This window comes from Desulfomonile tiedjei DSM 6799, from assembly GCF_000266945.1.
GTDB classification, from domain to species: Bacteria; Desulfobacterota; Desulfomonilia; order Desulfomonilales; family Desulfomonilaceae; genus Desulfomonile; species Desulfomonile tiedjei.
Map to the genome: position 1 here is coordinate 533,698 of NC_018025.1, position 21,963 is coordinate 555,660.

Here is a 21,963-nt window from a genome sequence, read left to right on the forward strand (position 1 = left end):
TCCGCGTGTGAATACAGGATATGGTAGGGACCGGCGTCTCGAAACTGTCTCAAAAGTCAAAATTTATCCTGGATCATGGCACGAATTTCTCATCATATCCCGCCCCTATTGTAGGGGCGGACCTGCGAGTCCGCCCGAATAAGGGTAGGCACTAGGCCTACCCCTACGAAGATGGCGAATCGTGGCACGATATGTTGTGTATTCAAGAATTTTGAGACAGTTCCTCTGCCGGTCCATTTTAACGATATCATTGATTATATTGAAGACGTGCCGGCCACGAAGGCACGGCACCTACCAATACCCCTGTCGTCAGGCGGACATTAGTTTTGGCATCCCATAATTGTTGATCTGAAAGCACAAGATAATGGGATGCGAAGGGGCGTATCGAACGAGAACTCTGGATGCGTTTGTTCGCGAACATACGGCCGGCGAGAATCAGTGCGCAAAAGGATAGCTGTACATTGACTTTTTCCACTATGGAACCGATACCATAGTTTATTGGATTATTCCCATAAATGCGCTAGAAGTTTGAAGAGCGAGAGAGGCGATTCGGCACAAATTCATCCGTTCGAGATCTGAGCTCTTGGGAGTTGGCCCCCTACAGTGACTACGCCCGCAATGCCAAGACCATGTAATTACGATTGACAAACCGATACCTTCAATTCAAAACTTGAGCTAACGGCATAATCCATTTACAAAAAAGGTTCCCCAAGTCTTGCTACCGATTTCCCATCAGGAAGCGAATTGGACGGACACGACGCGGGATACTCCGGATTCTTCCATGGTCACGCCATACAATGAATCCGCCTCTTCCATGCTTCTCTTATTATGCGTGATAATCAAGAATTGAGTCTTGTCACCCAGTTTCCTGAGCATTTCATTGAACCGGGAAAGGTTCGAATCGTCCAGAGGCGCATCCACTTCATCCAAAAGGCAAAACGGCGAGGGTTTTGTCAAGAAAATCGAAAAGATCAGGGCAACCGCGGTCAATGCTTTTTCACCGCCGGATAACAGGTCCATATTCTGAATTCGTTTTCCCGGAGGTCGTGCCAGGATTTCAACCCCGGTCTCGAGGAGATCGTCCTTGTCGGTGAGTTCCAGGCGGGCTTCTCCTCCTCGGAAGAGAAACGGGAATATTTGTTGAAACTGTTCATTGATGTTTTCGAATGCCGTACGGAATCGTTCCTGTGTCGTCTTGTTGATGGCATTGATGGTTGCGTAGAGAGATTCCACAGCTTTCTTGAGGTCCGTTTCCTGTTCGAGCAGAAAGACAAGCCTCTCCTGTATGGTTCTGCTCTCTGCAATGGCCGCGGGATTGACTTCGCCCATTGCCTCTATTTTGGTTCTCAGTTCGTCGAGACCCGAATCGTCAGGGAGCGCATCAGGGCAGGGGACTGTCCGGGGATCTGTACGGTATCGTTCGAGAATCTTCTCCACAATCCCTTCCAGGATTTGCGTTAATCTGACAGATTCCATTTCCAGGCCGTGAACCTTTTCCCGAAGTTCCCGCATGCTTTTTTCAGACCGAGCTGCCTGTTCCTCGGTGTTTCTAACTGATAGGGACAGTTCCTCGGATTCTTTTTGCAGAAATTGAATCTTCTCGGATAGATCCATTTTAGCTGCAAGCAATTCCTGCTCTCCCGCCAGGCAGGACTCCAATTCGAGAGTCAATCGCTTCTCTTCTTCCGCTGAAGATTCTATGTCACGGGTAAGCGCGGCGATACGGGATTCGTACTGAACGACGGTTTCCGAGAGAGCCTGAAACTCGCGATCGATGGAGCGATTGCGCTCTTCAAGTTGAGCCAATTTCACACGCAGCTCACCTGTAGTACGGGAATTCTCGCGGGCTGTAGCATGGAGCTCCTCGACTTTTCGCGATGACTCCTCTTTTTGCTTTTCAAGCGCCTGACGTTTTGTTTCCAGGACGGTAATTTTTGATTCGGATTTCAGAGTCTCATCGTCTAAACCGAGTTTTTCTTTCTGAAGGTTTCCGGATTCGAGCTGCAGGATATCCGTTCTTCTCCGATACCCTGATAACTGCGAATCCAGTCTCTCCAGATCCTTCTTCAGGCCGGCTTCCTTTACATTAAGGTCGCCCATGCTTGCACGGCAGGATTCGAGATCTTTCGAACACGCGTTTTCTTTCAACTCATTCGCTTTGAGTTCGCTTTTTAGAATGGTCAACCTTTTGCCAAGATCTTGAAGCTTTTTGTCGAGATCTGCCATTTCGTGTCGATCCCGGAAGATCTCTTCACGGCTGGAGTCTTCCATGCCTCCAATGATTTCGCCATGTTTCGTGAGGACTTCTCCGGTCTTGGTTACCAGATCCACAGAATATCCGTTATTCTCCCAGAGACGAACCGCGGTAGCCAAATCGTCCACTACGAAACAATCGCTGAGGAGAAACGATCCCAGTTCCTCACATCCAGCCCGGAACGAGACAATCTCACTCAACCGGATTGCGTCTTCAGGGCCGGGAGAACCCTCCTTGTTCGACTCAAATCTCGGCTTACGCGGCAAAAAGCCCGATCTGCCGGCGGCCTGTTCCTTCAACAGGTTCGCGGATTCTGCACCATGTTGCGGCGATTCCACCACGAGATGTCCCAGTCTATTCCCGAGCGCTGCTGTAAGAGCTTTACGATGCTCCGGGGCCACTTCCACCATTTCAGCAAGGGGTCCGAGCAGCGAGTCCGAGCCACATGTATCTTTGTTGACCATGAGAAACCGCACGCCTTCGTCGTATGCCCGGAATTCGTGCTGCATTGCCGAAAGAGAATCGAATCTAGCTTTAGAAACGGCAAATTCTTTCTCGTCCAAGGAAAGGGATTCCCTCATGGAAACGATCTGTTTTCTCAGATTTTCGCGGTCCTCGGAGAGACGATCCTTGCGCTCTGATTGTTCTGCGAGAGCTCTTGTCGTCATCTCCAATTCGCCGGCAAGAGCTTCACGCTGCAGGGCATCGGCTTTTTGGGCATCGGAAATGGACTGCAGTTCGCCAGTCATTTTCTCGAGACTGAGATCGATTTCTCTGGCTCTCTTTTTCAGGAAGGTAATGCGATTGCGCTCCTGGGCCGACTCCTGAAGCGTTCTGAACACGTTTTCTTTGAACTGTTCGACTGCCCGCCGTTCTGCAACAAGGCTCTGATCTGCTGCCCGCATGCTTGATTGTGCTTGTTTCAGATCCTCTGAAGCGGCTGCAATGGATTCTGAGATGGTGTTCCGATTCTTCTGCAGAGTATCTTTTAGTGAGGAAGCCTCTCCGAGCTTCTTGACGATCACGATACGTTCGTCGGTCGATCTTTTTTGCCGTTCGGTTGATTGCGCAATACCTGATCTGTGTTTTTCGATGCGGCCTCTCAGGGCAGTGAGTTCCACATCCGCTTTGTGGCGGGATTCCACGAGATCTTTGAGCTTCTTATCTAGTTCCAAAGCCTTGAGCTTCTCTGCTTCAAGTGCCGCGGACAATCCGGAATAATCGGCTTCGCATTGTGCGAGCTTCGCGTGTTCTTCCTGGAGCACTCCATCTACACGGACCTTTTCAGTTTCCACTTCGCGGTATTTCCAGGAATGGATGCTGAGATCCAGGCTGCGAAGCTCTTCGGTCAGCTTTCGATAACGCTCTGCTCTGGCTGCTTGTCTCTTGAGCGCTGTGCTTTGGCGTTTCACTTCACTAACGATATCGCTGATACGGACGAGGTTCTGTTTGGTCTGCTCCAGCTTTTTTATTGCAGCTTCTTTTCTCGATTTGTACCGGTTTATTCCTGCGGCTTCCTCGATGAGGACCCTGCGATCCTCCGGTTTGGAGGCCACAATCATGTCAACTCGTCCCTGCTCGATGATGGCGTACGAATTCTTACCAACGCCCGTATCAAGGAAGAAATCAACCACATCGGAAAGACGGCAGGGAATCCCGTTGATTTCATACTGAGAATCGCCGTCCCTGAATAAGCGGCGTGCTATCATGATTTCGTCGTAGTCAGCCATGGAAGCAGGGCTCAGGCCGTCCGTGTTTGAAAGCACAAGCTGGACCTCAGCCATGCCGACTGCTTTCCGGCTATCGGAACCATTGAAGATCACGTCTTCCATTTTCTTCCCGCGCAGAGTTCGAGCACGCTGCTCGCCCATTGCCCAGCGGATGGCTTCCAGAACATTGCTCTTGCCGCAGCCGTTCGGCCCCACCACTGCGGTAATGCCCGGCTTGAACTCGACTACTGTTTTATCCGGGAAGCTCTTGAAGCCTTTTATCTCTAATCGCTTGATCTTCATCGGTTTGGGAAACGCTTTTTCTGCCTACGACGCTTCGATTCACCAACCACAGTTGGCTAATTGTCTCGAAGTTGGCCGTGAAAGCGGCTTTTCTATTTTATGCCTCTGCTTTTGATCTCGGCGGATACTATCGTCACCGTCCTTCAATGTAAAGCGAGAAAAACAGCTGAATTCGATCCAGGTCAGGCAGGATTAGGTGAATGCATCTGAGAAAGCAAGTCACGCAATAAGAGCACCTGATACGGACTTGCAGTCAACATATTTCTCATTGAGGCGATACACGGACCTACAGGGCAGGTCCGTGCGGTATGCAAAATAGTATAAGCTCGTCCGGGACCTTTTCAAGATTGGCTTCAGCATTCATTTCCCGGAGGGAAAAGAATGCTAAAGCCAAATGTTAAAAGTCTCTTGGAGGGGTTTGGGGAACCTTCTCTACAGAGAAGGTTCCCCAAATCTTCCTTCTCTTCCTTCTCTTCTTGACCTGACTACAGCTTCACAGTGGAGGATAGGGTCTGGAGGCGATGCTCTCCATATTCCACAAATATTGAGGTAGACAAACCATGACTGATTTTCGAGCCAGGCGAGTAACCCAGGAATTCACGCATACAATTTCGGCCGCGCCGTCGAAAGTCTTTCCGCTTTTGTGTCCGGTGAGAGAATATGAATGGATCGAGGGTTGGACGTGCAAGATGATCTATTCGGAAAGCGGATACGCAGAGAACAATTGCGTGTTCACCACCAATTTTCCACGGGGATTTGAAGAGATCTGGTCCGTCAGCGCATACGATCCGGAACGGTACATCATTCAGTTCGTTGTGACCAGTCCGGAAGCGTACATCATGAAACTCGACATTTCTTTGAGCGAGTCCGGGACAAATTCGACTAACATCTCGTGGATCATGACATTTACCGGGTTGACTCCCAAAGGGAATACGGTTATTGAAAATCATACCGGGGAGCCTCAAGTGACGAGAATGGGGCTTGTATTCAAAGCACTGGAGCATTATTGCCTCACCGGTGAAATGCTCAAAAAGAGTTCATTGCCTCCGGCACTTCATGGGTGAGAAGAGGTATTCTTCAATTCTTTGTTCTTTGAGGCGGAAGATTTTGGTTTTTTTGGGCAGAAACGACAATCTCGTGTCATTGCGAGGAGCGGAGCGACGAAGCAATCTCCCGAATAGAAGCAGAGACTTGTTATGCTCTCCGATGACACGTTTCCGTAGTTGCCTATGCATAGAGCCATTGCCAAAGCTAATGTCTGATTGAGGACAGGAGTATTGGTGGGTGCCGGCCTCCGTGCCGGCACATCTCAAATATAATCCATGACATCAACATAAGACCGGCAGAGAAGCAGAGAGAAACTGTCTCAAAAATCGTAACTTATCTCAGGTCGTGGCACGTATTTTCTCACCATTTTGGGCCTGATTGTAGGGGCGGACCTGCGAGTCCGCCCAAATGAGGGCAGACGCACAGGTCTGCCCCTACTCGGATGTAGACTCGTGGCACGATTTGTTGTGCATTCGAGAGTCTTAAGACAGTCTCGAAACGCCGGTCCCGAGCACATATCTTGTATTGAAGCTTGGTGTAAACATCAGAATTTTTGGCTATCTGTCTAGACAACCGAATAGACGCTGAAAGCTCTTAGGCTCAAGCAGGAGGGCGATCCATGTACACGATCGGGCGATTGGCAAAGAGATTTCATCTGTCGCGGAGTGCTCTCCTTTACTATGACTCTATCGGTTTGCTGAATCCCTCAGGAAGGACAGAGGGAGATTACCGAGTATATTCCGAGAAAGATGCGAAGCGCCTGGAACAGATCTGCACGTATCGTCAGGCGGGTTTGCGGCTGGAAGACATCAAGCAAGTGCTGGATTCTCCGGAAAACAGCTTGGTATCAGTCCTGGAGCGCAGGCTTGACGAACTGAACGAAGATGTCCGACGACTACGGGAGCAGCAGCATTTCATTATAGGCTTGCTCAAGAACAACAGCTTGTTGGAACGTATTACCGTGATGAACAAGCAGACTTGGGTGTCTCTTCTGAAAGCTTCAGGGTTCACCGAAGAGGAGATGGTCCGGTGGCACGTGGAATTCGAAAGGCTCTCGCCTGAAAAGCACGAACGATTCCTGAGATTCCTCTGTATCCCTGAAGACGAGATCCAGGCAATTAGGTCCTTGAGTATGTCGGCGGAGGGGTAAGATAAGGAAATTGGGGAGGAACTTCTTGTAAGAAGTTCCTCCCCAAACCCCACCTCAAGAACTTTTATTATTTGCCGGAATATTGGAATTTCTGAAAAGAAATTCCAATATTCCGGCAATGACAAAAGTGTCATGAAGCGGAATGTTAGTGCCAGACCTTATTGCGTCATGTTAATTATCCAAGGCAGATTGATGATCCATGCTGAGCAGAAGCTTACCACATTGGCTGCAATGACCATTATCAACGCTTGTCGTGCGAAGACAGGCTTGTCGATTGTTCTACGGCCATACATTCGTCCGAATACCCGCACGAGGATTTTGTACTCAACCAATATGGTCACACCTTCGATTAAGACCAATATTCCGGATGCGAATAGAGCTGCTATAAGCGCCACGATATCGAATTCTCTAATTGCAGTCAGCAATAAATATGCCGTAAATCCTTGATCCAAGGATAATATCAGTACCTGTGCGACCGGGTTCGTGATCGCGTTAACACAGAAAACCCAGATGGCAAGACCTGCCAGCGCCTTTGTTGATGCCCTTAAGAACAGCAAGATAACCACATATTCAACCAATATTGTGGCACAAAAATTCATGATAAATAGTTTTGTCAAAAGGTGAGGCTCGCCCCAACGATTTCCCAACCACTCCTTATAGAAGGGCAAAGACACGTCATTTGCTAGGCCTAATCCGTTTGCACATATGAAGCTCACAAAAAGACCAATAATAATTTGAAACACATGTATGTATCGCAACCCGATACCTCGCTGGACCCAGTCTCACTGCGCCCGAGTAGAACAAACGAGGGGCTTCCGCATGGCGGAAGAATAGAGGAGCCTCTCGAATAAGTTTCTGGCAAAGCAATTCGTCTTTTGCTGGCAACTAGACGATGAGAGTGAGTCTAAACGCGACGATTGGAACATGTCAAATGAAAAATCATTTTGTATACTTTTGATAAGGACTCAGTTTTCGGTGATTTTGCAGAGCATTTTTGTTTTGTAAAAGATCTTTTTTCGAATAAGAATGGAAAATGGAACCGGCTCTACCTGGCAAATACAATCAAGAGGGGCTTACAATGTTTGGATGGAATGTGCGCCGAGTGGCGGAAGATTTTATCGCCGATCGAATGTCAAAGGAAAACTTGCCTAATGTCATTGCCTCTTGGCTAGTAGTAATTTGCCCCATCTTCTTGTTTGTGGGGCCGCGCGATCCATGGAGTCCTGCTTCAGGATCGATAGTGCAATGGCTCGTCAGCATGATAATTTTATATGTGGGCTTGAAACTCTGCTTCAAAGCTAACGAAAAGGGAGATGCCCGGGATTTCATTGAGAGATTCATTGTTCTCGGCGCACGGGTAGGCATGAACATTGCCTGTTTTTTGGCCTTTCCAATATTGATGATCAGGTCGATTGTCGAAATTCACTGGGGCTATTCTTTCGGTATGTATTCCACACCAATTATCCAAATCATCTTTTTTTGGCAACTGCATCATTGGATCGGCTTGGTGTCACAAGGAAAATTGGCCAGCCGTACTACTTCTTCTGATATGGAAGTAAACGAGCAAAACCCATAATCGCGCAGGATACATCAATGAGATGAAACCCCATCGATTGCAGAGCATGCGATTGACTCGACTACACGAGACTCAATCGATCTATGTGACTGAGGCTCATAAAGCGAATTTTCGAATTTCTTGGCTGTTGTGTGTGTAGTAGCTTACCTTTCCGTCAGGAGTTATCCTGAATACATGTCCTGCTCGTTGTTGTTTATTTTTGAATTGTTGTCGGCTAAAAAGCGCTTTCAACAGAGGAGAAAGAACCGGCGCGGGTGCTGTGGTAATGCAGACAACACAGAATCTCCAATCAATCGCTATTTTTGACCAGAAGTCTATTACGTTGATTGTAACGAAGGAAGTGTCCGTTTCTTGCAGAGGAGTGATGGAATTGCATCGTCACGAATTACAGTGCCAGAGCAAAGATCTTTTATGCTGATGACAGCTTCTCTATACCATGAATGAACACTATCTACCATTCTCCGGTTCGAGCATAATCACCAGGCTGCCGCACTTTTTGGTGCTTTTTGTTTTTTAGATAATTCGATAGAACTTTAAAGAAATGCTATAGATATGACGTTGGGGGATGTGCTCTCCACCACAAGGCTAGGTCTTCGACGTCAGTGCCTTGATGGGGTCCATGCCGGCTGCTTTCCAGGATGGGTAAACACCGAAAACGAGCCCTGTAACGACTGAAAAAACAAGAGAAAGAGCGACGTGTTCGGCAGCTAAAACCACTGGCATCCCAGAGAGCGCTCTAACAGAGAGCGAAGTGACGATCCCCAAGAGTATTCCCGCAATGCCTCCAGCTACCCCCAGAAAAGATGATTCCACTAAAAATTGAACTAGTATATCGCTTCGCTTGGCGCCGACAGCTCGCCGAATTCCGACTTCTCCGACTCTCTCCCTTATTGAAAGGAGCATTACACCGAGTATTCCTACTCCTCCCACCACAAGAGAAATTAACGCAATGCTCCCGACGAGGAGACTGAATGTCCTGGCAGTGGCACTTTGAGCCTCTATAACGTCAGCTTGATTCTGTATGGTGAAATCATCGTCCTTCCCATCATGAAGTCTGTGACGCTCTCGCAGGATGGTCCGTATCTCGACTTCGGCATCCCGTACGTTCTCAAATCCTGTGGCTTCCACGAATATGGTGCTCAGGTACGTGACATTCATGAGCTTATTCATAGCGGTACGTAAAGGGACAAATATCTGGTCGTCCTCGTCATCTCCTGAGACAACCCCTTTTGGAGCCGTCACGCCAATGACCTGGAAAAGCACTTTCCCTATTCTGATCGACTCTCCCAGGGGATCTCGATCCGGAAAAAGCTTTTCCTTTACAGTGGGACCAATCACAGCCACCGGCGCCATCAGCCTGTTCTCGTCGTCATCAAAAAAAGTGCCGGATTCGGCTGATGTATTCTTTACTTCCTGAATAGCTGGCACCGTGCCGACTATACGCGTGCTGTAGCTAATATTTTCATATTTCGCGGCAATCTTTTTCCAGTGAGCCGGTGCAACGCATTTGATCGACGGACACTCTTCCGATATCACTTCAGCGTCCTTGAGGACCAATGTAGTCATGATTCCCAGTTTGCCGACCTGACCCTTTACCGCTCGCGATTGGGCAGCATTTACTACCAGAAGATTGGTGCCCATGGCTTCGATCTTGCGGCGAATATCGACTTCAGCGCCTCTCCCGATTCCGATCATGACAATGACCGAGGCAACTCCGATCATAATGGCTAAAATTGCCAGACCCACTCGTAACGGATGTGCCGTAAGGGATTTCAGAGCAATCTTGGTGCCTCGAAAGTGCTTCACCGGCGTTGGCCACTACTTGAGTGTCTCAATGGGGTTTAGGCCTGCGGCTTTTCGGGCCGGCTGGATGCCTGCGAAAAGACCCACAATGACAGCGCTCACCAGAGCCAATGCAATCGGTTGCCACATAATCGCGTAGGGCAGCTTAATAAAGGTTGATACGGCTTTCAGTGCAACGAGGCCCGCGAGTGTGCCCGCAATGCCACCCACAAATGCAATACATATGCTTTCCAAAAGGAATTGCGTCAGAATGTCCTTTTTCGCTGCCCCGACAGCTCTACGAATGCCAATCTCGGATCGTCTTTCGTCTACTGCTATGAACATTATATTTGCTATGACTATCGCTCCCACTATGAGCGATATCCCTGAAACCAGCACAAGAAACAGCGTAAACGTCCCCGAGATCTTTGAGACGTAATCCCTGGTCTGTATTGGAGTCACTAGAGTAAAGTCGTCTTCGACGCCACTCTGCAAGTGGTGTCTTTCTCTCAGTAATGCTCGAATATCATCGACCGACTCGGAAGTGCGCAATGGGTCGTGCAAGACGATCTTGATCATGACAAGATATTCCTGATTGAAGACACGCTTCTGGCCGGTGGATAGGGGTATGATCATTCTGCTGTCCAGGTCCAATCCTGTGGCTGAGGTGCCTCGTTCCTCTATCACGCCGATAACTTCAAAGGGGTTATTGTTGGCTATGACTGTTCTTCCAATCGGGTCTTCGTCGTCGAAGAGGGCCCTCGCGATCTTTGGCCCAAGCACCACCACCCGGGCGACCTTTTCGATATCTTCGTCAGAGAAGAATCTTCCGGCCACTACTGGTGTGCTCCAGATTGACGGCCAGTTAGGATTGGTTGCGCCAAGGATGCCGAAAGCGCTTTTGTTCCCGTGCTTCACCGGGAAATCCCTGCGAAAGATGGTGGGGATCCATTCCTTTATGTTGGAAATCTCGGACTCCATGGCTTGACCGTCTTCAACTCTCAGTGTAGTCGGAATAGTCTGGGGCACGCCTGGCTTTCTTCCCGCTCCAGCTACGACATAGATCCCCTCTGGTCCCCACTTTTGAACCTTTTCCATCACGTCTGCCCTGGCTCCCAGGACCGCCGAGGCAATCACGACGAGAGTGGCAACTCCAATTATTACTCCCAACATCATAAGAAACGTCCGACTCTTGTTGTCGGTCATTGCTCCCAGCGCTTGTTTTGCCATGCATGACAGTCTCATCTCAAGACCTCCGGCGCTGCACCCTTTGCCACGCTATCCCCGGAGATCTTGCCGTCTTTCATCTGAATCAGCCGGTCTGCCTGCAGAGCCACGTCCATGTCGTGGGTCACGACGACCAGAGTCACCCCTTCAGAGTGCAGCTTTCTGAATATATTCATCACTTCTTCTCCGGAACTTGAGTCCAGATTTCCGGTGGGTTCATCCGCCAGAATGATGCTAGGGTCGTTTATTAAGGCTCTGGCGACAGCTACCCGTTGTTGCTGACCACCGGACAATTCTTTGGGCAGGTGATCGACACGGTCGGCGAGCCCCACAGAAGTCAACACTTCAACAGCCTTTTCTTTCATGTTTGAATCGTCATCGCCGTAAAGGAGCGGCAGAATCACGTTTTCCCAGGCTGTCATTCTTGGGAGCAAGTGAAACGACTGGAAGACAAAACCGATTTTCTTGTTGCGTATTGCAGAGAGTTCGTCGTCGTTCATATCGTGGATTGGAACGCCATCAAGTTGATACGAGCCTGAAGTCGGTTGGTCCAGGCATCCCAAAACGTTGAGCAGAGTGCTCTTGCCCATGCCCGATGGAGCCATAATCGAAACGAATTCTCCCTTGTCGATCGTCAAGGAAACATCCTTCAGCACATGGACATCAGCCCTATCTTTGTTAAACGTCTTGTAAAGGCCCCTCACTTCTATCATCACTTGCCTCCACACGAGTCATTTGCGGCCGGGATCGCCTATGGTCACTGTTTCTCCATCTTTCAATCCGTCGAGTATCTCCGTGTATGAAGAATCTTTCCATCCGGTGCTCACATAGCGCTTTTCCGAAGTTTCATTGTGCAGGACATAAACGTATTTCTTGCTTCCCTCTCGCTGAACGGTCTGATTGGGAACAGTCAACACCCCTTTGCGCCGATCAAGAAAGATCGACACATTTGCTGTCATATCAGGCATGAGCTTGCCTTCGCGGTTGTCAACGCTCACGGAAGTCAAATAGTAAACCACGTTATCCTGAATGGTTGCGGACGGATATATTGACGTTATCCGACCCTTGAAGTCCGTTGAGGGATGAGCAGCTACAGTAAAGGAGGCTTCCTGTCCCACTTTCACATTACCGACATCGTTCTCGTCAACGTAAGCAAGCACCTCCAGGCGATCCAAGTCGATGATCTTGATGAACGTGGGAGCAGTCAGCCCTGTGGTGACTGTCTCACCCTGAACTGTATTCACTGAGGCAACTGTTCCCTTGATGGGAGCAACTACAGTGGCATACGAAAGCTGAGCCTTTGCGACATCCAGCTCTGCTTGAGCTTTGAGCACTCTTGCCCTTGCTATCTCGTGAAGAGCCTCGGTCAAGTCATATCTCTGAACGGATATGGATTTCGTTTCATGAAGCTGCTTATCTCGCTCAAAATCTTTGGCCAGTCTCGAATGTTCGGCCTTGACCTCTGCGAGGATGGCTTCTTGAAGCCGGACCCGTGCGATTAGATCGTCTTGTTCGATGGTCGCTATCACTTGACCTTGCTCGACACGGTCTCCCACGTTAATAGGTAAGTTGACCACTTTGCCCGGAGTTCTCGCCCCAACTTTTACCTCAGCACCCACCATTGCCTTGACTATGCCTGTGGCTTGTACAGAGGCACCGAGATCGCGCCGCACAACCTTTGCGATGCGAAACTTCTCTTCTTGCTTTGGCGATTGGATTCCGCTGTTCGCATAGAAGGCTACAAGTGTGAGCGCTACTGCAACAGCCGCTACAAGAACTATTATTGTCTTGCGTTTCATCTCAGCTACTTCGGGTAATACGCGCCTCCGATGTACATCTGTTCCCCCGGCACCCTCATGATGAATGCTTTCTTCAGCGCCCCCTCGGTTCCGGCGATGACAGAGGTATATTCGACCCAGCCTGAGCCACTTGTCTCGGCAACCTGTTTGAATTTGACGAAAAACGGATTACCCTTGGGATCTTTAAGGGCGGTCAGATCTACTCCCAGAAGCTGCGGAGCGAATGGATGTGCGAGCATGGTAACGTTATCCAAGGAACCGGCAAAAAGGTAAACGTCGCCTTTGACAAATTGGCTCTTAGGATTATTTATTACTTTGATTGCAGCGTCCCGCCCATTTTCTTTCACAAGGACCACACCTTTTTCCACCAATGCCTTGACGTCTGCCGCATCGTCAGCAGTCACAACGCCAATGCACACAACACACAAGACGAACGTGATTCCAAAGGTAAAGAACTTCATCAATCCCTCCTTAAATTGTTCCAAAGAACATTCTTCCCAGACTGTGTCTAACTTATCAGGCCTTGTTTGCGTCTTAACAAAATGATAGATCGAGCCAATAATCGATGCTATTCGTAGCGGGATTTTCTTTGTCCCCATCCGGATCTTACTGTAAAATAATGTGTGTAATTGAATTGCTGTGGGGGGATTGCTCATATCCATCGATTTTCTTGAGTACATCGCTAAGACTTACTGCTTGAAAGCTCGCGCTAATCGCCGCGCTATGCATATCGCAGCCAGGAGGTCGGGATAATGGGTTTGAACAGCCGAAGCTTGCGATTCAAGATGTCTTTCCTCGATCTGATCGAATTCAGCCAAGAAGCTGGGTGGGTAGATCCACAAGAAATGGGAGCATTGGGGAGATACCGCGCCTCGATACAGCATGAGCAAATGTGGGGAATTTCGGACGGATATATCCTCAGACCAGGTTTAACGATTTCTTATGTCGACCTGTACCTCGCTAAGGATACAGAATTATCACTGCAATTGAGTGAACCGGCCGTCGCGTTCGGCAGCCTTATCGAAGCTTCAGGAACCAGGGGCATAATAGACGGCAAAGGGATTACTGCAGAAGCGAGGATTAGCTCGCGGATTAATATGGTCAGTGTGGTCCAAGGCAAAGAATGGATTCTCAGGCTGGCCGGTGGTCAGAGACATCGGATGTTCAGGATTCAAATTACAAAACAGATCATACGGGAACTGATCGGAGAATATGACGAGATGATAGCTGGACCGCTTCGCCATATTCTGTCATCGTCCAGCTCTGCTCACGACTGCCTTCAAGAGAATCTTACAGCAACTGGAGAATATCTTGCCTATCAGATCCTCCAATGTCCGCTGGAAGGAGTGGCAAGACGACTCTTCATGGAAAGTAAAGCGTTGGAGATGATTGCTTACGAGTTGGAAGAGTTTTCCGGCAACGTTTCGGGTGCAAAAGTGATTCGCAATCTCCAGGAAACCGAGAGGCTCTATCGAGCCAAAAGCATACTCGAAGCTGAGTTCGTCAATCCCCCCGCTCTTTTCCAGCTTTCACGTCGGATAGGGCTGAACGATTTCAAGCTCAAGGCCGGATTTCGAGAAGTATTTGGTAACACTGTTTTCGGATATGTTCGTCAACTGCGTATGGAAAAGGCACGAGCACTCCTCGAAGGCAGCGATTTGAGCGTCACACAGATTGCGCTTGAAGTTGGCTACAATTCTTTTGGCCACTTTGCCGCCGCGTTTAGGAAATCGTTCGGAATTCCCCCCAGTCAGTACCGTCGAACCCGTAACTGCCGTGAAATGCCGTTGCCTTGGCTCCCGCCAAGAGCATGACAACTCTGTTAATTCAAGCAACTGTCGCGCTTTTCGCCTTTCTCAGCAGGAATTTCCCGTCCATTGTTCCGCTCTTGGCACTCAGCCAGGAACTAATCTCCCTGTACCATCGCTCCGATGTGTGTCAGCTCGCGTAAGATGCGGTGAATTCATGAACCGCATCGTCTGCGAAGCTGTCGAACGACTGGATCGATGCGGTTCCAGTTGGTCACGGTATCCTACGTCGGTGCTTACCCGAACACGTACTCCCCATCCGCTGGTCGTCAAGCTCTACTAAGCCGCCCCTTGACCTGCCAGGCCGAATTGTCTTGCAAGCAAAACCCGGGAAACATAAAATGGTGATAAGAACTGGATAAGGAACACGATCGTGGACGACCAAACCATATTGGCCACTTCAGAACACGGCTCCGTGACGGTATGCCCGGGAGGCATCGTGCACGTGCATTTGCCTCATTGCTCGATCAAGCTTACTCCCGCGGATTTTGTCAAATTCTCCGAACTCGTGGCAAAGGCCAGGGCGAATTTCGATTCCAAACAGCGGTCCGGTGCAAAACCTCGTCTCCAGCTTGTAAGTACCGACACGGAACGCGAATCTCCATCGGAATCGAAAGATCCGGAATAACCTCATTTCACCAGCCGATTCTCTTACCGGAAGTCTCGTCTATTCAGGCCGCAGTCTTGCTTTTCCTCAGATCCTCGCATATAGTCTCACTGCTTTCGATGGACCCGAACGGGGTAAAATACAGTCCGCCCGGCATGTGGTCGGGAAAGCGCAATAATCGTTTTGGACTTCTGAATGAGGTAAGAATGAAACGTATCGGATTTCTGTTGCTGTTTATCACACTCATAAGCGTTCCAGGTTACGCCCAAGAAAAACAACCGACAGACGTCCTGGCAACTGTGGGGAATCATACGATTACACGGCAAATGCTCGACAATATTATCGCAACCATTCCGGAGGAAAACCGGGTTCCGTTTTTGACTCCTGACGGCCGTAAGAAGATACTCGATGAGGTCGTGTCCTTTATGCTGCTTGCAGAGGCGGCAAAAACAACAGAAATGGACAAAGAGCCTGCCATAAAGACTCGACTGGATTACACGCAAACCGAATATCTCGCCAGAGAATATTTCCGGCGGCACATGGCAAAGCTGCCTCAAATTTCCGAACAGGAGCTGGAAAGCTATTACAAAGAACACCTGTCGGAATTCAAGCCACCGGAAGAGGTTCAGGCACGCCATATTCTCGTGAAGACCGAAGCAGAGGCGAACAAAGTTCTGGAGCAGGCAAAATCCGGTAAGGACTTCGCTGAATTAGCGAAGAAATTCTCCATAGATCCCGCTGCTGCGCGAGGTGGAAAACTTGAGCTTCAGGACGGGAGAGACTGGCTTCCGAAAGGTACGTTCGAGAAGTCCTTCGAATATGCCCTGTTCAAGATCTCCAAGGGTGGAGTTGGCGGACCGGTCAAGACCCAGTTCGGCTGGCACATCCTGAAAGTGGACGACCGGCGGACACCGGAGACACCCTCTTTCGTGCAGGTCCGTGCCATGATTAAGAACCGGCTTCAAGATCAGAAGAATGCTGAAATTCATAAGCAACTCACCGAGCAGGTCAAACAGAGTGTTCCTGTGGTGATAAAGTGAGACTCATTTCCGGGGGAATTCATGCCGATACCGGGCCTCAGCAAAATGCTCGTGCGCACGTTAGTACTATTTGCGCTTCTTGTTTTCTGCACACCAATGATAGTAGCCGGCGAACCGAAGCCGAAGGCAGACGGTAGCCAAGACGATACTCCGGTTAGTCCTTCAAAATTGTATGAAGCAGTGTCGGCATACCTGGACGGCTATCATAAAGGAACAGCTTCTTCCAGAAAGCGTAATTCCGGAGTTCAGAAACGGGGGACACCGACCGGTCCTGCAGAGGACACGTCCCATCGCGACAAATTCGAGACAGAGCAGAGGCTCGCCGAACTGCGGCTCCAAAGACATGAATGGGATTTTGCCGCTCTCTCCCTGGAACGAGCTCTGAAGAATTTTGTCGTTTCCGCTACTGCGGATGAAAAAGATCAGCTCCAAAAACTCTTGCAAGATACAAAACGTACCTCAGTCAACAGTGCCGAACAAACCACCGCACCGGGTGAAATCATAAACTCTCTGGGAATGCGAATGGTGGCGATCCGTCCCGGCACATTCATGATGGGAAGCACACCCGCGGAAATCCGCAGAATACAGAACGATTGGGCTGTGGAGGAAAGTGTCATTCAGTCGGAAAGCCCTGCTCATAAGGTTCGGATTACGAGACCGTTTCTCATGGGAAAGTACGAGGTCACGGTCGGTCAGTTCAAGAAATTCGTGAGCGAAACCGGGTATAGGACCGTTGCCGAAAAGCAGGGCTGGGGCTGGGTATACGACGATTCAAAAAAGCATTGGACGAAAAAACCCGGAGCCTCCTGGCGCACTACCGGATCTCAGGAATGGGACGATCTTCCGGTGACTCTCGTCTCGCATGCGGATGCTGAAGCATTTTGCGAATGGCTCAGCAAGCGGGAAGGGCGTCCCTATACTCTGCCTACTGAAGCTCAATGGGAATATGCCGCCAGAGGCGGGAAGCAAGGGGACCGTTTCCCCTGGGGAAACGATTACCCTGATGGCAGAAAACTTAATGTCGCAGATCGGAATGCTCGGGTACCCTGGGCCGATCGGACAGTAGACGACGGATATGGTGAAATTGCCCCTGTCGGGAGTTACGAACCCAATGGATTCTGGCTGTATGACATGATGGGGAACGTCTGGGAAGCATGCTCGGATTATTACGATCCAAAACTCTACGAAAGCCGCTCCAGCCAGAGCGTCTTCGATCCGACAGGTCCGGCGACAGGTAAAACGAAAGTTGTCCGGGGTGGAAACTGGGCTTTTGATGCAGGCATTGCACGAAACGCATTCCGGTTCGGAGCGGACCGGGAACTTTGTACCGATATGTCAGGCTTTCGAGTGAGCGCCTTAGCTTCTGCAGCAGAGCTGTCCCAGGCCAAAAAGACAGATGAAAACCTTTTGAGCAACGAGAATTTTAAGCTTTTGCTTGAAAAAGTGAAAGACATGGTGGCGGGTGGAAAACGATTGGAAGCCCGGCGATTCGTAGAAGACATGACCGGCTACAAGAATGCGAAATCCAACCCGGACGATCCGATGTTTTTTGTTAAGAATGCTCTTACCTCTCTCATCGACCTCGCTTCGGACAAGGGCACTCAGTCATTCAAGAATTCCCTGAACATGAATATGGTCAGGATACCTGCTGGAAGCTTTGTCATGGGAAGCTCCGAGACCGATATTGCTTGGGCAATGACTACTCTGGCACAAGGACAGCCTATTTCTCTGGAAAACGAGTTCCCCTTTCATAAGGTGCGAATGTCCAGGCCTTTCTACATATCTGCGACAGAAGTGACCGTTGCTCAATTCAAGGCATTTGTGGACGAAACCGGGTACGTCACCGACGCGGAGGATGAAAAAGGCGGGCAGATCTTTAATTCCAGAACCAGGAGGTTCGAAAAGAAGGAAGGATCGTCCTGGAAAGACCCTGGTTGGACGATTACGCGGGATCAACCGGTGGTGATGATCTCGTATAATGATGCTCAGGCGTTCGTGGAATGGCTCGCAGCAAAGGAAAAGCTCCCCTACAAGCTGCCTACGGAAGCACAATGGGAATATGCAGCCAGAGGCGGGCTCCCCATGTCGGTGTTTCCCTGGGGCGACCAGTTGCCCGACGGCCAGCGAGCCAATTATGCCGACAAGAGCACGGATTATGAATGGCGAGACCGTACGGCAGATGACGGGCACAAGTTTGTTTCTCCTGTGGGGAGCTATGAACCGAACGGATACGGCCTGTACGACATGGCGGGTAACGCCCTGGAGTGGGTCAGAGACTATTACGGTGAAGACTATTACCGGTTCAGTCCTGAAATCGATCCTGAAGGCCCCGGGCACGGTGAATTCCGCACGATGAAGGGTGGTGAATGGACCTTTGGCGCCGTGAATCTCAGATGCGCATTCCGGGGTTGGGCAAGACCTGAATCTTCTTTTCAAAACAGCGGGTTCAGAGTTGCCATTGAATTGGCCAACCCGGTGCGGCCATTCCATTTTTCCAGTGACTTCTTGACCAAGGAATGGGTTCCGGGTCAGGACCAGAGAGCGGCAGCAACAGCAGTAGCCAAAGAAAAAGAACGAAGCAAACAACCTGCTCGGATTACTGTAACGGAGAAGCCGAAACCTTCTCCGGAACCGGGAGTTAAGGGACTCCTGGTGCTTAACTTCTCACCAAAGTCTGATGCCAGGAAATCCGGGCTCTCCAAAGGGGACGTGATCATAGAATACGACGGGGCACGAGACCTTACTGTAGACAGATTTCTGGCTATGACAGCGATAACAAAAAGAGAGAGAACCAGACCTCTGCTTGTTTTCGTGCGAGACGGATACGAGTACTCAATCCGTGCAAATCCGGGATTCTTGGGGATTTCCGTTATGGATACCGTGATAAGAGGACCTTTTAAACAGCCCGAATCTCGACCCGAACCCTCGACTGAGCCCGATAGGGACAAGAAATCGAAACCTGCGGATTGGACCTGATCCTGCCGGTCCTTCATCCGGGGATATAATATCACCGCAATCATGCGGCGCTTCTCTTTGTTCACGTACAGGACGTAGCGCGACGTGATCGGGATTGCGGCTGGTATAGTGATTGCCAATAATTCTGACGTTTATTCTCATGCTCCAATACAAGATACTGGTGGGGATCGGCGTCCCTGCCGGTCCATTCTATCGATATCATTGGTCATATTGAAGATGTGTCGGCACGGAGGCACGGCACCCACCAATATTTCTATCTTCAGTCGGACACTAACTCTGTAGTTGATATAAGCCACATAATTCCAGCGTAACCAAATCGAGCGTTTCGAGGAATTCGCATTCCGATCACGACTCTATAAGGAATCCATCGATCCGAATCCTTCCCCGTTATCCCGCATCAAAAACAACTATAGGCGTTCCATCGGGTGGCACAACGACGCAGCCTGAAGTGAAACGCCGATTATATAACGAGGGAGGAATGCCCATGTCCAATCACTTTACCGGTCTGAACCTCGGACCCCCGGAGGGAGACACTCGACTCGATCTTACCGATCTCTATGCCTTTCAAGTACCCACGGACCCGTCCAGAACGGTCCTCATTCTTAACTGCAACTCGTTCGCTAAGGGTGCCGAGTTCCACCCTGACGCGGTATATCGGATTAACATCGATAATGACAGTGACGCGGAGAACGATATCTCGTTCGTGCTGGTGTTTTCCGAGCGGCGAGACAACCGGCAGCTTGCGAACGTGTATCTGGCTAAAGGCGCTGATGCCCGCCAAGCCGAACCTGCCGGAGAACTGATTTTCAAGGATATCGAAGTGTCGTTCGGTTCCAACCCGCGCGTCTTCACGTCAGGGCCCTACAAGTGTTTCCTCGGACTGCGGAGTGATGCGTTCTTCATCGACTTCGCGGGAATCCTCAACATGTTCGACCACGAAGGAGGCAAGAACTTCACCGGCCTCGAAGGGTCTCCAGACCCGAATCGCTGGACCGGCAAAGACCTGTTCGCGAACTACAACGTGTTCAGCATGGCGTTTGAAGTGCCCACCAGCCTTTTGGGCGCCAACCCGAGAGTGCGCATTTGGGGACGGGTGAGCATACGACGTGATGGCGAGCTCATTCCCGTGGATCGGGCAGGACACCCGACTTTCGCCAACTTTTTCTTCACCGACGAAGTCAAACCGGAATTCGACCGCAGCGAGCCTGTTCACGACCGGGAGCGGTTCCTCGACGAGGCCGTGCACTCGTTGGAGCACGTGGGAGACTACTCCGATGAAGAAGCCAGAGCCGCGATCGATGCTGAAGGACTGCTGCCCGATATGCTCAGCTTCGATCCCTCCAAGCCTGGCGGGTATCCCAACGGCCGCCTGCTCACCGATCACGTCGTCGCACGCCGCCTCTCCATACTCTCTCATGGCAAGATCCCAACCGACGGGCTCAAGCCGCACTCCGACCTGCTTTTTGAGTTTCCCTACCTCGGCACGCCGCACGAGCATCCTGACCCACCCCCCGCATAGGTGGATCTTCGACGTGCAAGCCCTGATGTGGCACAATTTGCAGCAACAAACAACTGCCACATCAGTGATCCCCTCGGTCTTTCCTAACCGATCGGCTTTCCGATATTACTCGTATGATAGCGCTTTGTACTATACCGATTTGCTTTCAAAGTTAGACGAAAATCCCCTCTGCCCCCCCTTTATTAAAGGGGGGAATGGGGGGATTTTGAACGCAAATGGGTATTAGTGATCTCTTCTGGATGCCATAGGGTTAAGCAGTCCCCTGCTCGAACAGAAACTCACAAACCGCTTTGAATTGTCGCCGTAGTTGGAACTGTTGAAATAGAGAGTCATAGGGGCCGCGAGTGGATACGCTTGACTTTGGATCGTTTCGGGAGTCGGCATGACGGCGGGAGAATTCTCATCATTCTTAATCGCAATGATCTTCACAAATCCATTGATGCGACCGCGAATAGCTTCAGTATAACGGGAGTCTGCAACGGAGCCGGGCTGTTTCCAGATCTTCCGTACGATATCATGATCGAAAACTCTCACGGTTTTTTGCGCAAAGGGAAAACCCCTGAGTACGGATTGGCTGAAAAACAATTCAGTACCCGAGACACTCTCGTCACGGGTCATAGTGGTAATGAGTTCATCGTCCCCGCCGACTTGATTCCAGTTATTGTATTCTCCTGAGAAAATTCTCCGCACCTGTTCTAAGGTCAATTCTGTTACGGGATTTTTCGGATGGGTCACGAGCGTGACCGCACCCCACCCAACTATTTGTTCGACCAATCGCAGTCCGAGGTCCTCAGCTTCCTCCTGTGCGTCTTCATCCAGTTTCCCGAGCATGGCAATGGCATCATATTTTTTATCAGAGAGATCCTTCAGCGCCTCATGATCGCTTTCATCAACCACCACGCTTTTGTCAGGATTACGCTGCATATAGGCCCTTGCGAGATCCGTCATAGCGAAAAACATGTACTTTGAACCTCTAATCTGCAGCGGAGCGTTGTCATTACCCCACGATAAAATCGGAGCTGTCAGAAACGTAATCAAAAATAGACAACGAATGGTAAGTCCACGTGCTTTCAACATGAAATTCTCCTTTATAAAAACGACGCAGTTATTATTCAGAGTAAAAAATGGTTCGACATCCGATGGAATCCGCAATTTTGCTATCTGAG

At 50.0% G+C, this 21,963-nt stretch carries 17 protein-coding genes; 9 read left to right on the forward strand and 8 right to left on the reverse strand.

Annotated features, from left to right (window positions below):
- Nucleotides 1-732: 732 nt before the first annotated feature.
- A complete protein-coding gene (gene smc, locus DESTI_RS02260; protein WP_014808347.1) occupies nucleotides 733-4,266 on the reverse strand; it encodes a chromosome segregation protein SMC in 3,534 nt (1,177 codons plus the stop codon).
- Nucleotides 4,267-4,826: 560 nt separating this feature from the next.
- Between smc and DESTI_RS02265 the strand changes: the two genes are divergently transcribed.
- Nucleotides 4,827-5,330, forward strand: coding sequence for a hypothetical protein (locus tag DESTI_RS02265; protein ID WP_014808348.1), 504 nt, complete (start codon nucleotides 4,827-4,829; stop codon nucleotides 5,328-5,330).
- Nucleotides 5,331-5,932: 602 nt separating this feature from the next.
- The gene (locus tag DESTI_RS02270; protein WP_014808349.1) at nucleotides 5,933-6,463 is read left to right on the forward strand and encodes a MerR family transcriptional regulator; all 531 of its coding nucleotides are present in this window, start codon (nucleotides 5,933-5,935) and stop codon (nucleotides 6,461-6,463) included.
- A 158-nt stretch (nucleotides 6,464-6,621) separates the two neighbouring features.
- Here DESTI_RS02270 and DESTI_RS02275 read toward each other — a convergent pair whose 3' ends face one another.
- Nucleotides 6,622-7,080, reverse strand: a complete 459-nt coding sequence (locus DESTI_RS02275) for a hypothetical protein (protein ID WP_157212077.1) — start codon at nucleotides 7,078-7,080, stop codon at nucleotides 6,622-6,624.
- A 416-nt stretch (nucleotides 7,081-7,496) separates the two neighbouring features.
- Here DESTI_RS02275 and DESTI_RS02280 point away from each other — a divergent pair, with 416 nt between their 5' ends.
- Nucleotides 7,497-8,039 (forward strand): hypothetical protein, encoded by a 543-nt coding sequence (locus DESTI_RS02280; protein WP_157212078.1) that lies wholly within the window; start codon nucleotides 7,497-7,499, stop codon nucleotides 8,037-8,039.
- Between the two features lie 585 nt (nucleotides 8,040-8,624).
- Here DESTI_RS02280 and DESTI_RS02285 read toward each other — a convergent pair.
- The 5 genes from DESTI_RS02285 to DESTI_RS02305 are packed head-to-tail and all read right to left on the reverse strand — an operon-like array spanning nucleotide 8,625 to nucleotide 13,308.
- Complete coding sequence (locus DESTI_RS02285) at nucleotides 8,625-9,845, reverse strand: ABC transporter permease (protein WP_014808352.1); 1,221 nt, start codon at nucleotides 9,843-9,845, stop codon at nucleotides 8,625-8,627.
- Between the two features lie 12 nt (nucleotides 9,846-9,857).
- Nucleotides 9,858-11,051 carry an ABC transporter permease gene (locus DESTI_RS02290; protein ID WP_237671463.1) on the reverse strand — a complete coding sequence of 398 codons (1,194 nt, stop codon included), beginning with the start codon at nucleotides 11,049-11,051 and terminating at the stop codon, nucleotides 9,858-9,860.
- 11 nt (nucleotides 11,052-11,062) lie between these two features.
- Nucleotides 11,063-11,761 (reverse strand): ABC transporter ATP-binding protein, encoded by a 699-nt coding sequence (locus DESTI_RS02295; RefSeq protein ID WP_014808354.1) that lies wholly within the window; start codon nucleotides 11,759-11,761, stop codon nucleotides 11,063-11,065.
- A gap of 18 nt (nucleotides 11,762-11,779) precedes the next feature.
- A complete protein-coding gene (locus DESTI_RS02300) occupies nucleotides 11,780-12,847 on the reverse strand; it encodes an efflux RND transporter periplasmic adaptor subunit (RefSeq protein ID WP_014808355.1) in 1,068 nt (355 codons plus the stop codon).
- A gap of 5 nt (nucleotides 12,848-12,852) precedes the next feature.
- Nucleotides 12,853-13,308, reverse strand: a complete 456-nt coding sequence (locus tag DESTI_RS02305) for a cache domain-containing protein (RefSeq protein WP_014808356.1) — start codon at nucleotides 13,306-13,308, stop codon at nucleotides 12,853-12,855.
- A 291-nt stretch (nucleotides 13,309-13,599) separates the two neighbouring features.
- On the opposite strand from DESTI_RS02305, the gene DESTI_RS28315 reads away from it, so the two are divergent.
- From DESTI_RS28315 to DESTI_RS02330, 6 genes are all read left to right on the forward strand, one after another.
- Nucleotides 13,600-14,661 carry a helix-turn-helix transcriptional regulator gene (locus DESTI_RS28315; RefSeq protein WP_014808357.1) on the forward strand — a complete coding sequence of 354 codons (1,062 nt, stop codon included), beginning with the start codon at nucleotides 13,600-13,602 and terminating at the stop codon, nucleotides 14,659-14,661.
- 151 nt (nucleotides 14,662-14,812) lie between these two features.
- The gene (locus tag DESTI_RS31550) at nucleotides 14,813-14,938 is read left to right on the forward strand and encodes a hypothetical protein (RefSeq protein ID WP_272913391.1); all 126 of its coding nucleotides are present in this window, start codon (nucleotides 14,813-14,815) and stop codon (nucleotides 14,936-14,938) included.
- Between the two features lie 90 nt (nucleotides 14,939-15,028).
- Entirely contained in the window at nucleotides 15,029-15,283 is a 255-nt protein-coding gene (locus DESTI_RS30535; protein ID WP_014808358.1) for a hypothetical protein, read from the forward strand.
- A gap of 185 nt (nucleotides 15,284-15,468) precedes the next feature.
- Entirely contained in the window at nucleotides 15,469-16,302 is an 834-nt protein-coding gene (locus DESTI_RS31350; protein ID WP_014808359.1) for a peptidyl-prolyl cis-trans isomerase, read from the forward strand.
- Nucleotides 16,303-16,323: 21 nt separating this feature from the next.
- Nucleotides 16,324-19,278: an SUMF1/EgtB/PvdO family nonheme iron enzyme gene (locus DESTI_RS28320; RefSeq protein ID WP_014808360.1), complete on the forward strand. Its 2,955-nt coding sequence runs from the start codon at nucleotides 16,324-16,326 to the stop codon at nucleotides 19,276-19,278.
- 484 nt (nucleotides 19,279-19,762) lie between these two features.
- Nucleotides 19,763-20,797, forward strand: coding sequence for a DUF4331 family protein (locus DESTI_RS02330; RefSeq protein ID WP_014808361.1), 1,035 nt, complete (start codon nucleotides 19,763-19,765; stop codon nucleotides 20,795-20,797).
- 222 nt (nucleotides 20,798-21,019) lie between these two features.
- Here the strand turns inward: DESTI_RS02330 and DESTI_RS02335 are convergent, their stop codons facing one another.
- On the reverse strand, nucleotides 21,020-21,874 hold the full coding sequence (locus tag DESTI_RS02335; protein ID WP_014808362.1) for a PstS family phosphate ABC transporter substrate-binding protein: 855 nt from the start codon (nucleotides 21,872-21,874) through the stop codon (nucleotides 21,020-21,022).
- Between the last annotated feature and the right edge of the window lie 89 nt (nucleotides 21,875-21,963).

Coding starts and splice junctions, on each gene's coding strand:
- DESTI_RS31550 (WP_272913391.1), top strand. CDS start 14,813: ATGAACCGCATCGTCTGCGAAGCTGTCGAACGACTGGATCGATGCGGT.
- DESTI_RS02330 (WP_014808361.1), top strand. CDS start 19,763: ATGTCCAATCACTTTACCGGTCTGAACCTCGGACCCCCGGAGGGAGAC.
- DESTI_RS02295 (WP_014808354.1), bottom strand. CDS start 11,761: ATGATAGAAGTGAGGGGCCTTTACAAGACGTTTAACAAAGATAGGGCT.
- DESTI_RS02270 (WP_014808349.1), top strand. CDS start 5,933: ATGTACACGATCGGGCGATTGGCAAAGAGATTTCATCTGTCGCGGAGT.
- DESTI_RS31350 (WP_014808359.1), top strand. CDS start 15,469: ATGAAACGTATCGGATTTCTGTTGCTGTTTATCACACTCATAAGCGTT.
- DESTI_RS02305 (WP_014808356.1), bottom strand. CDS start 13,308: ATGAAGTTCTTTACCTTTGGAATCACGTTCGTCTTGTGTGTTGTGTGC.
- DESTI_RS02335 (WP_014808362.1), bottom strand. CDS start 21,874: ATGTTGAAAGCACGTGGACTTACCATTCGTTGTCTATTTTTGATTACG.
- DESTI_RS28315 (WP_014808357.1), top strand. CDS start 13,600: ATGGGTTTGAACAGCCGAAGCTTGCGATTCAAGATGTCTTTCCTCGAT.
- smc (WP_014808347.1), bottom strand. CDS start 4,266: ATGAAGATCAAGCGATTAGAGATAAAAGGCTTCAAGAGCTTCCCGGAT.
- DESTI_RS02290 (WP_237671463.1), bottom strand. CDS start 11,051: ATGGCAAAACAAGCGCTGGGAGCAATGACCGACAACAAGAGTCGGACG.
- DESTI_RS02300 (WP_014808355.1), bottom strand. CDS start 12,847: ATGAAACGCAAGACAATAATAGTTCTTGTAGCGGCTGTTGCAGTAGCG.
- DESTI_RS28320 (WP_014808360.1), top strand. CDS start 16,324: ATGCCGATACCGGGCCTCAGCAAAATGCTCGTGCGCACGTTAGTACTA.
- DESTI_RS02265 (WP_014808348.1), top strand. CDS start 4,827: ATGACTGATTTTCGAGCCAGGCGAGTAACCCAGGAATTCACGCATACA.
- DESTI_RS02280 (WP_157212078.1), top strand. CDS start 7,497: ATGGAACCGGCTCTACCTGGCAAATACAATCAAGAGGGGCTTACAATG.